General features: G+C 67.9%; 10 protein-coding genes. 6 read left to right on the top strand and 4 right to left on the bottom strand.

The window, feature by feature from the left end; all coding sequences use genetic code 11:
* Positions 1-1,136: GMC oxidoreductase (locus QOI01_RS20685; RefSeq protein WP_526384226.1), on the top strand; the 1,136-nt coding region annotated here is incomplete at its 5' end.
* 73 nt (positions 1,137-1,209) lie between these two features.
* Positions 1,210-2,781, top strand: coding sequence for a glutamine-hydrolyzing GMP synthase (gene guaA / locus QOI01_RS20680; RefSeq protein ID WP_526384224.1), 1,572 nt, complete (start codon positions 1,210-1,212; stop codon positions 2,779-2,781).
* A 145-nt stretch (positions 2,782-2,926) separates the two neighbouring features.
* On the opposite strand, the gene QOI01_RS20675 is transcribed toward guaA, so the two are convergent.
* Genes QOI01_RS20675 through QOI01_RS20660 form a run of 4 tightly spaced genes read right to left on the bottom strand, consistent with a single transcriptional unit; the run spans position 2,927 to position 6,807 of the window.
* Complete coding sequence (locus QOI01_RS20675) at positions 2,927-3,646, bottom strand: hypothetical protein (protein ID WP_526384222.1); 720 nt, start codon at positions 3,644-3,646, stop codon at positions 2,927-2,929.
* Positions 3,643-4,872: a zinc ribbon domain-containing protein gene (locus QOI01_RS20670; RefSeq protein ID WP_526384220.1), complete on the bottom strand. Its 1,230-nt coding sequence runs from the start codon at positions 4,870-4,872 to the stop codon at positions 3,643-3,645. Before QOI01_RS20670 ends, QOI01_RS20675 begins: the two co-directional genes overlap by 4 nt.
* Positions 4,869-6,506 (bottom strand): S53 family peptidase, encoded by a 1,638-nt coding sequence (locus QOI01_RS20665; RefSeq protein WP_526384218.1) that lies wholly within the window; start codon positions 6,504-6,506, stop codon positions 4,869-4,871. The genes QOI01_RS20670 and QOI01_RS20665 overlap by 4 nt, the downstream gene beginning before the upstream one ends.
* Positions 6,507-6,555: 49 nt before the next feature.
* Positions 6,556-6,807, bottom strand: a complete 252-nt coding sequence (locus QOI01_RS20660; protein WP_526384216.1) for a hypothetical protein — start codon at positions 6,805-6,807, stop codon at positions 6,556-6,558.
* A 305-nt stretch (positions 6,808-7,112) separates the two neighbouring features.
* Between QOI01_RS20660 and imuA' the strand changes: the two genes are divergently transcribed.
* From imuA' to QOI01_RS20640, 4 genes are all read left to right on the top strand, one after another.
* Positions 7,113-7,820, top strand: a complete 708-nt coding sequence (gene imuA', locus QOI01_RS20655) for a DnaE2-dependent mutagenesis accessory factor ImuA' (protein ID WP_526384214.1) — start codon at positions 7,113-7,115, stop codon at positions 7,818-7,820.
* A 31-nt stretch (positions 7,821-7,851) separates the two neighbouring features.
* Entirely contained in the window at positions 7,852-9,459 is a 1,608-nt protein-coding gene (locus QOI01_RS20650) for a DNA polymerase Y family protein (protein WP_526384212.1), read from the top strand.
* Positions 9,460-9,499: 40 nt separating this feature from the next.
* Positions 9,500-9,928, top strand: a complete 429-nt coding sequence (locus QOI01_RS20645; RefSeq protein ID WP_526384210.1) for a MarR family winged helix-turn-helix transcriptional regulator — start codon at positions 9,500-9,502, stop codon at positions 9,926-9,928.
* 47 nt (positions 9,929-9,975) lie between these two features.
* A partial coding sequence (locus QOI01_RS20640; RefSeq protein WP_526384208.1) for an Ohr family peroxiredoxin occupies positions 9,976-10,250 on the top strand: 275 nt, incomplete at its 3' end.

The following is a 10,250-nucleotide window of genomic DNA, read 5'->3' as shown; positions in this document are numbered from 1 at the left end:
GCCGCTACGGTGCCAAGAACACGCTTCTGAAGAATTATCTGGGACTGGCGGAATCGGCTGGTGCAGAAGTCCTTCCGATGACGACCGTGACCAGCTTCCAGCCCAGGCCCGGCGGCGGCTGGGACGTTCACACGGCGCGCACCGGGCGGTGGTTGCGCAAGAAGAAGCGGACGTACACCGCCTCGAACGTGATCCTCGCGGCGGGGACGTGGGGGACTCAGCAGCTGCTGTTCAAGATGCGAGACACGGGCAGGCTGCCGCAGCTGTCCGAAAAGCTCGGCGTCCTCACCCGAACCAACTCGGAGTCCATCGTCGGGGCGGGTCGGATGCAGGTCGGCTCCGATCTCGACCTCACCCACGGTGTGGCGATCACGTCGTCGATCCACCCCACGCCCGACACCCACATCGAGCCGGTCCGCTACGGCAAGGGCTCCAACGCGATGGGGCTGCTGCAGACGTTGATGACCGACGGCACCGGGCCGGGCGGTACCGACGTGCCGCGCTGGAAGCAGCTGTTCAAGAGCGCCGAGGCCGACCCGAAGGGCACACTGCGGCTGCTCAATCCCCGGCGGTGGAGCGAGCGCACGATGATCGCCCTGGTCATGCAACATCTCGACAACTCGATCACCACGTACACCCGGCGCGGCAAGCTGGGCTTCCGCAGGATGACAAGCAAGCAGGGCCACGGTGAACCGAATCCGACATGGATTCCGGCGGGCAACGAGGTCACCCGACGGATCGCGAAGAAGATCGACGGCGTCGCGGGCGGCACCTGGGGCGAGCTGTTCAACATCCCGCTGACCGCGCACTTCCTTGGTGGCGCGGCCATCGGCGACAGCGCAGAGCATGGCGTCATCGACCCGTACCACCGGGTGCACGGGTATCCGACGCTGTCGGTGGTCGACGGTGCCGCGATTTCGGCGAACATGGGTGTCAACCCGTCGCTGAGCATCACCGCGCAGGCCGAACGGGCGGCGTCGCTGTGGCCCAACAAGGGCGAGGTCGACCAGCGGCCCGTCCAGGGCGAGCCGTATCGGCGCCTGGCGGCCATCGCGCCAGAGCACCCAGTGGTTCCGGCTGACGCGCCGGCGGCGCTGCGACGATTGCCGATCGAGCCCGTCAGCTCGGCGGGCTGATCGCACCCCCGACACGACTCAAGCGTCCGCTGCCGCGCAGGGCCAGTCACGTGGTCACCACTAGACTGGGCCAGTGGAAACCGCATCACCGAGGCCCGTGTTGGTGGTCGACTTCGGCGCGCAGTATGCGCAGCTGATCGCGCGGCGCGTCCGCGAGGCGCGGGTGTACTCGGAGGTGATCCCACACACCGCGACTGTCGACGAGATCAAGGCACGAGATCCGCAGGCGATCGTGCTGTCCGGCGGCCCTGCCAGCGTCTACGCCGATGGCGCACCGCAGTTGGACCCCGCCCTCTTCGATCTCGGCGTCCCCGTCTTCGGCATCTGTTACGGATTCCAGGCGATGGCACAGGCGCTCGGAGGCACCGTCGCGCACACCGGCACCAGCGAGTACGGCCGCACCGACCTGAAAGTCTCTGGCGGAGAGCTTCATTCGAATCTCCCCGAGAGTCAGCCGGTGTGGATGAGCCATGGCGACGCGGTGACGGCGGCACCCGAGGGGTTCGACGTCGTGGCCACCAGCGCCGGCGCTCCGGTGGCGGCATTCGAGAACCGGGCGCGCAGGCTCGCGGGCGTGCAGTACCACCCCGAGGTGATGCACACCCCGCACGGCCAGCAGGTGTTGAGCCGGTTCCTGCACGAGTTCGCCGGTATCGACTCGGCCTGGACTGCCGCGAACATCGCCGACGCGTTGGTCGACCAGGTCCGTGCGCAGATCGGCGACGGACGCGCCCTATGCGGGTTGTCGGGTGGCGTGGACTCCGCGGTGGCTGCGGCCCTGGTGCAACGGGCCATCGGCGACCAGCTGACGTGTGTCTTCGTCGATCATGGGCTGTTGCGTGCGGGGGAGCGCGGCCAGGTGCAGCGTGACTTCGTCGCCGCCACTGGCGCCAAGCTCGTCACCGTCGACGTCGAGGCGCGCTTCCTGGAGGCGCTCTCGGGGGTTACCAATCCCGAGGGCAAACGCAAGATCATCGGGCGGGAGTTCATCCGCGCGTTCGAGGGCGCAGTGCGCTCCATCGTGGATGATGAGGGCGGCGACAGCGGATCCGAGGTCGACTTCCTGGTCCAGGGCACGCTGTACCCCGACGTCGTCGAGTCCGGCGGCGGCACCGGCGCGGCCAACATCAAAAGCCATCACAATGTCGGTGGACTGCCCGACGATTTGAAGTTCAAGCTCGTCGAACCCCTGCGCCTGCTGTTCAAGGACGAGGTCCGAGCGGTCGGGCGTGAACTCGGCTTGCCCGAGGAAATCGTTGCGCGCCAGCCCTTTCCGGGGCCGGGGCTTGGTATACGCATCGTCGGTGAGGTCACCGCTGCACGGTTGGACACTCTTCGTCGTGCCGATGCCATCGCCCGCGAGGAACTCTCCGCCGCCGGTCTGGACAACCAGATCTGGCAGTGCCCCGTAGTGCTGCTCGCCGACGTCCGGTCGGTGGGGGTTCAAGGCGATGGGCGCACCTACGGTCACCCGATCGTGCTGCGGCCCGTCTCCAGCGAGGATGCGATGACCGCGGACTGGACCAGGGTTCCGTACGAAGTGCTGGAACGGATCTCCACCCGGATCACCAACGAGGTGCCCGAGGTGAACCGCGTGGTGCTCGACGTCACCAGCAAGCCGCCCGGCACCATCGAGTGGGAGTAGTCACGCTTGTTCGTCGGCGGACTTCTCGATGAACTCGCCGAGGATCTCGGTGACCACGGACTCGATGGTCGACTCGATCGAGAACGCGAGCGTGGCCGAGCCCGGCTCACATCAGTCTGGAGCCCACGTTCGCCGCGACGAGGGGTCAGCGCAGCGGGTCTCCGCGCCAGCTGAAGCTGTTGACGTACTTGCCCATGTCCAGGGCGAGTTGAAGGTTCGCCGCCGACGGCTTGCCGGAACCGAAGTCCGGGCCGAATGCGTGGTAGGGCCCGACCGCCCCGGCGACCAGCGCGAGGTCGTTCTTCACGGCCACCATGACCACCACCCGCATCCGGGAGTAGCTGGCGGTGGACCCTTGCGGCCAGCAGTCGGCGACCAACCCGTACCCCGGCTGGTAGCCGACCATCGCGTTGGGAATCTCGTAGGCCGTCTTGGTGTCGGGGAAGGTCTGCTTGACGAGCTCGTTGGCGATGTCCTTCGGCGTGCGGCCCGCGGCGGGTTCGCTGAACAGCCGCATAGTGCCGCCGTCGCCTGCCAGCAGGTCGGCGACGACGCCGCGGTCGCCGGTGGTCACCTTGTACGCCGACCCGACTGCTGGATAGGAGACCGAGAACGCCCCGTCGGCCGCGGTGAAGCGCGGGTTGACCGTGACGGGCTGGCCCATCGGTGGCCGCCCGCATTCGGGCGGACACACATACCGTGCCGCCGGTTTCTCCATGGCGCCGGACATGGCGACGAGGCCTGCGGCGACGACACCGATGGCGGCCACCCACACGACGAGCAGTCGGCGGTGCGAGGTCTTGGGCAGGATCGGCGCGGTGTACGTGCCTGCGTGCGTCGAGTAGCCGGGAACGAGCGTCGTCACGGCTCGTCTGCCTCTGGCTCGGGGCCTGCCTCGACGCGCACGGGCCGGACATCCCGTCGTGCCTGCCGCGACGATCGGGAGGAGGCCCTGGTGGCTGCGCCGCAGGCGACGCAGAAGGCCATGTCGGGCACGACGTGACCACAGTACGGACACAGCAGTGGCTCATCGGAGAGGATCTCGTCGTGCGCCTCGTGCAAGAGCGCAAGGTGCAGGCCGACCCGCAGGGCGAGCAACGCCGACGTCGCCACCACGAGATGCAGTACGAGCTGCAGGGTTTGGGGCAACCGTGCGACGTCGACGAGCCCGAGCACGGCGTACATCACGAGCACCGCGAAGGCGAAGAGGGTGAGGGCGATGCGGACGTAGTTGCGGTGCTGGTGCTTCTTGTTCGCAGGGCGGGTGAACCACAGGGCGGTGCCGATGAGACCGCCGACTGCCGCCGCGGTCAGAGGCACCGCCACGCCGCGAATGCCCGCCTCGACGACCAAACCGTTCATCGGCCTGGCGCGGGCGACCATGCCGCCCGCGAACTGGGGAGCAAGGCGGGTCATTTGTGCTGCGGCCGTGAACATCAGTGCGCCGAGCGCGCCGATGGCGAAGCCGTCGAGGGCTTCGCGTTCCCCGGGCCGCACCAGTCGCACCAGCGCTGCGGGAACGAGCATGAGAATCAGGCCGCCAATGGGCACGCCGAGCCCGTCGCGAAGGATCCGGGAGCCCGCGATGCCCATGCCCAATCCGACGTCGTAGGCCTGCGCGACGACCGCCCCCGTCAGGAGCACCCACCCCACGCCGAGGGCGATGCCCAAACCGGCCGTGGTCACCAGGGTCGAGGTCGGCACGTCGTCGAAGACGTCGGACTCCTGCAGATAGATGAGGAACAGCAAGGGAAGTCCGAGTGCGGCAACGGTGATCAGCGCGGCGGGTAGGCGCAGCAGGGCGGTGGCGATCAGGGTGGCGAGGATCAGCCCCAAACCCAGCACGAACGGCAGGCGCGAACTGGGCGACAGATGGGGGAACAGCGAACTCACGATGTTCGGTCTCAGTAGATGCTCGCCAGGCGATGCGCTGTAGGCGCGGATCCGCAGCCACCGGAGGCCTTTGGCGCGGTGATCGGTCAGGTGGTCTCCGCACAGACCGCAGAATTCACCTTCGGGAACGTCGGTTTGGCACACCGAGCACTCGACCATGCCGGGCGTGGGGTCGTCTGGTTCAGACTCGGTGCTCATTGGGTGATCCTCTGCAGGGTGAGCAGGTTGCGGGCGAGGTTGTCGACGTCCGGGGTGCCGAGTCCGCTGACCAGGTCATAGCCCGGTCCTGCGGTGTCGACGGCGTTCCCGCCGAGGGTCACGTCGCGGAAGGCGGGCAGTGGGGCGCCCTCGGCGATCCGGTACAGCAAGGGGTTGATGTCACCGATTCCACTGCCGCCGCCTGCCTTCAGGAACTGGGTCATCACCGCAGCCAAGCCTGCCCAGATGGGGGCCGACTGCGAGGTTCCGCCCCCGACCACGGTGTCTCCGTTGAGCACGATCTTCACGCCGGTGAACGGGTCGGCGACGGCGGAGATGTCGGGGGTCAGGCGCTTACCCGTATTTCGGTCGCGGGGAATCTGATCGGACGCGGCGCGTTGCCACGGCGGCATGTCGAAGAGCGACGACACCCCGCCGCCGGTGCCCTGGGAGAGCGGGACGTCGAACCAGGCCTGCTCTGCCAGCCATCTTCCTTCTGCGTCGGTGGACAGCGTGGTGCCGCCGACGCTGGTCATCTCGGGAAGGGACGCAATGGAATCCAGCCCGACGTCGGACGGGCCCGGTGGGGAGTCCCAGTCGTCACCGCCCTTGCACTCGAGACCGGCGAGGTCGCCGCTGGCGTTGAATGCCGTGGTGCCGTGCCTGTGGGCGGTGGCCAGCGCGGCGCGAACTGGCGCCAAATCCGCTGCGGTGAGCAGTTTGTCGCAACCCCAGCCGATCGACAGGGTCCATATCGCACCGGGGAACTGACGATCGGTGTCCTCGAACATCTTGCCGATCTTCTGGAAGGCGCCGTCGCCCTCCACGGTCGGACGAGCGTTCACGACGACCTTCTGCGCATCGGGCGCAATCGCATGGGCGACTTCGAGATCCATCGTCGTCTCGCCGTACGGCTCGGCCAGCTGGTCACCGACGAGCTTCGGGGTGAACTGGGGGAGCCCATTCATGGTGGCGAAGGCGTCGAGGTCGGACTGGGCGAAGCCGTTGAACGCGAAGATCACGATCGTGGTGCCCTTCCCGGTGAAGCCGTCCCGCGCCAGGCCCGCCGCGTTGTACGTGGTTAGCAGAGCAGCGGGGGTCAGTCCGCGATCCGGCACGTCCAACGGCAGGATGTCCGGCCGGGATTCGTGATGCGGTGTGTAGCTGAGGATTCGGCCCAGCTGGGTGACCTGGTCGTGCAACGTCGCCGGCACCTCCGGCTGCTGCGGTGACGCATAGAACTCCTGTCCGCGTTGGCCGCGGTAGTCGTGCACCTCGACGCCGAAGGCGTCCGCCACGTGGTCGGGGGTGCCCTCGAGAACCGCCCAGCCGTCGCTGGTGCGCCACTGCACGGCCAGACCGTGCTGTCCGGCCCAGCTGATCAACGCGTCTGGGCGGGTGTGGTCGTGCAGCATCGCAGTGAGCTGAACGTGGTCACCACGTGCCGGCCCCAGATCGGTTGAGGAGGCCAACAACGACGCGAACGGACCCTCGATGAAGCCTGGTGTTCCGGCACTCGGAGTGCTCCGCAGATCCGATGCGAGGGCCAGTACGCCAACGAGGACGACGGACAACAACCACGCCCAGGAGCTCGCGCGCCTGGGCGTGGTTGCTGTCAGCGTCTGAGACGGCATTGCGTCGTCGTGTGACGGTCTCGCGAAGTGTCCCCGAGACCGTGTGATGTCAGTTGTGGGTGCCAGGAATTGCCGTCGGCGCGGCAGGCGCCGTGATAGGTGGCGTGAACAGGTTGCCGCCCGTGGGGTTGATCGACTTCTCGGTGGGCGACGCCGAGGGCGCCGTGGTAGTCGTAGTGGTCGACGTTTCGGGTGCCTTCTGCGTACCGCCACCGCACGCCGCGGTCAGGCCGACCATCGCGACGATGGCAGCACCTCCCGCGTAGGCCGCGACACGGCGAGCCAGACGATTTGACCTCATGATGCTTGTTCCTTACTAATCCCCGAGTTGTCAACGCATGACCTTCGGCGAATCGCCAAGCGATTCCGCACGTCCCGGAGCGTCGCAAACGTGCACCAACCCCATCCCGAAGTGGGTTCTGGTGCTCGAACTCTAACGTACTGGCTGAATGGCCGCACAGGCATTCCTCTGGAGGCGTAGAACCTCGCGTCCGTCTGCGCTTCGCGCAAGCGCTCGCTTGACGGTGTCGGGGGGTGAGTGTTTACTCGTCGTATCGAACATACTTTCGAATACGAGGCGAGTCTGATGGTGCGAAAGGTGTTCTCGTGGCAGTCGTGATGAATGTGACTCAGCAGGCGCAAAATCGCGCTGAACAGGTAGAACGCCTACGGCGCAAGATGGCCGAAGTGTCCGGGAGAGCGTCGGGCACGGTGGGTTCGACGCAGCGCGGATCCATGCCTTCGCCCACCTCGCTTCCCGCCTCTGAAACTTTGCTATCCATCCCGGAATCGTTGGCCGATCTCCTGCCTGCCTCGTTGCCTCGCGGCACGGTCGCGGTGTTGTCGGGTGCCCGGTCCCTGCCGCTGAGATTGGTGGCGGCGGTGACGGCGGCGGGCGGACACGCGGCGATCGTGGGCCAGCCCGACATGGGGTTGCTTGCTGCCGTCGAGATGGGCGCCGACCTCAGCAGGCTCGCGGTGATCCCCGATCCGGGCGCCGATCCGGTCGAGGTGGCCGCGGTGCTGATGGACGGTCTGGACCTGGTGGTGCTCGGGCTGGGCGGAAGATCGGTGGCGCCGACCCGGGCGCGTGCCGTGACGGCAAGGGCCCGGCAAAGGGGTTGCACCCTCCTGATCACCGACGGTGACTGGCACGGTGCGTCGGCCCGGCTGGAGTCCAGGGTCTGTGGCTACGAGGTGACGGGGGCCGGTGCCGGTGCGCCTACGCCCGGATGTGGGCGGATCAGTCGGGTGCGGCTGGCGACCAGGGCCACGGGTCGGGCAAGCGGCCACGCTCGCGTAGTGGGCGGATGACGTGCCCGGCCGGGTGCTGGCCATCTGGTGCATGGACTGGCCAGCGGTGGCGGCGGCCGCTGCGGCGGGTCTGCCGGCAACCGACCCCGTGATCGTCACGCTGGCCAATCGCGTCGTCGCCTGCTCGGCGTCGGCCCGTGCGGCGGGAGTGCGGCGGGGGTTGCGTCGCAGAGAGGCGCAGGCGCGCTGTCCGCACGTCCACGTCGTAACCGCCGACCCTGGCCGCGACGCCCGCCACTTCGAAGGCGTGACGACGGCGGTGGACGAGGTCGTTCCTCGTGCGGAGGTACTGCGGCCGGGCCTGCTGGTGTTGTCGGTCCGCGGGGCGTCCCGTTACTTCGGGTCGGAGCGGTCTGCTTCGGAACGGCTCGTCGACGCGGTCGCCGCGGCTGGGGCAGAGTGTCAGGTCGGCATTGCCGACCAAATGTCCACCGCGGTGTTCGCGGCTCGCGCCGGCTGCATCGTCGAGCCCGGTGGGGATGCGTCCTTCCTGGCCGCGCTGTCGATCCGGCAACTGGCCACCGAACCCAGCCTGGCGGCTCCTGGCCGCGAAGATCTAGCGGATCTGTTGTGGCGCATGGGAATTCGTAGCATTGGTCAGTTCGCTGCATTGTTGCGTACCGATGTGGCATCGCGGTTCGGCGCCGATGCGATCACCGCTCACCGGTTCGCTCGAGGTGAGCCGACCCGCGGGCCGTCGGGCCGGGAGCCGGCGCCGGATCTCGACGCCGTCATGGACTGCGATCCGCCCGTCGACAGAGTGGACGCCGCCGCCTTCGCCGGACGGTCGCTCGCCAGTGAGCTGCACCGCAGCCTGGAGTCGAGGGGTGTCGGCTGCACTCGGCTGGCGATCCATGCGGTCACTGCCAATGGTGAAGAGATGCAGCGGGTCTGGCGGTGCGCGGAACCGCTGACCGAGGATGCCACGGCCGACCGGGTGCGCTGGCAGCTCGACGGTTGGCTGAACCGGCGCAATCCGGACGACCGGCCCTCCGCCCCGATCGTCACGCTGCGTCTGCATCCGGTGGAGGTGGTGTCGGCCGCGGCGCTGCAGTTGCCGTTGTGGGGCTCCTCCGGCGACGACGACCGCCTGCGTGCCCGTCGGGCCCTGGTGCGGGTGCAAGGCCTGCTCGGCCCGGAGTCGGTACAGGTACCGGTGCTCAGTGGCGGCCGCGGGCCCGCCGAACGCATCACCTTCACGCCATTGGGAGACGAGCCGGTGCCAAGGGCCGATCCCGGTCAGCCGTGGCCAGGGCAACTCCCCGAACCGTCACCGACCGTGCTGCTCGACGACCCGGTCGAACTGCTCGACGCCGAGGGCAACCCGGTGCGGGTGACCGGTCGGGGGCTGTTCTCCGCGGACCCGGTGCGTCTCACCGGAGACGGCAGGTCGGGCAGGCTGAGCTGGTGGGCAGGACCGTGGCCCGTCGACGAAAGATGGTGGGACACGGAGGGAACGGAGGGCAGGAGCGAAGCGACTCGGGAAATGAGGGCGGCCAAGGCCGGGCGGACGGCTCGAGTACAGGTGCTGCTCGAGGAGCCGGGTGGCCGTCCAGATGGAGGAGGTGACGTTGTCGACCGGGCGATGCTGCTGTGCTACCGGCAGCGGCAGTGGTACCTCGAGGGGGTCTATGAATAGTCCATTGTGCACAATTGAATTGTGGTCCTACAGTTTCGGCATGGCCGCACTGAGCCTCGATCGGCACCTCTGCTTCGCTCTGTACTCGGCGTCGCGGGCGATGACCGCGGCCTACCGGCCGGTCCTCACCGAGATGAACCTCACCTATCCGCAGTACCTGGTGCTCTTGGTGCTGTGGGAGCAGGGACGTCTCACGGTCGGCAGGCTCGGCGAGCGCCTGCACCTCGACTCCGGAACCCTCTCCCCCCTATTGAAGAGGTTGGAGGCCAACGGTTTCGTGCGGCGGGAGCGCTCAACCACCGATGAACGTCTGGTCGACGTGACCCTCACCGACGCCGGACGCGAACTGGAACGTCGCGCCCAGTGCATACCGGAGCAGCTCTTCACCGCGACCGGGATGACCGAAGCAGATGCCGCCGTACTGCGTGACGCGGTCCGGCAATTGAGCGATGCGCTCAATGCATCTTGAACAACCCGGGTCGAATCGCTCCGACCCGCCGAAGAAAGGGAAACCACATGAAGGCCCTCTACACCGCCGAGGCGTTGACCACCGGCGACGGACGCGATGGACACGCCCGCAGCGCCGACGGTCGGCTGGACCTACAGCTGGCCATCCCGAAGGATATGGGTGGTAGCGGCGTCGGAACCAACCCGGAGCAGTTGTTCGCCATCGGCTACGCCGCCTGCTTCCACTCCGCACTGCGCATGGTCGGCCGCCAGGAGAAGACGGACGTCTCGGATTCGGCAGTGGGATCGCGGGTTTCGATCGGTCAGCTCGACAACGGCGGCTT

It is taken from the genome of Mycobacterium sp., assembly GCF_032162605.1.
Taxonomy (GTDB): Bacteria; Actinomycetota; Actinomycetes; order Mycobacteriales; family Mycobacteriaceae; genus Mycobacterium.
This window is presented reverse-complemented; position numbering and strand designations above follow the sequence as displayed.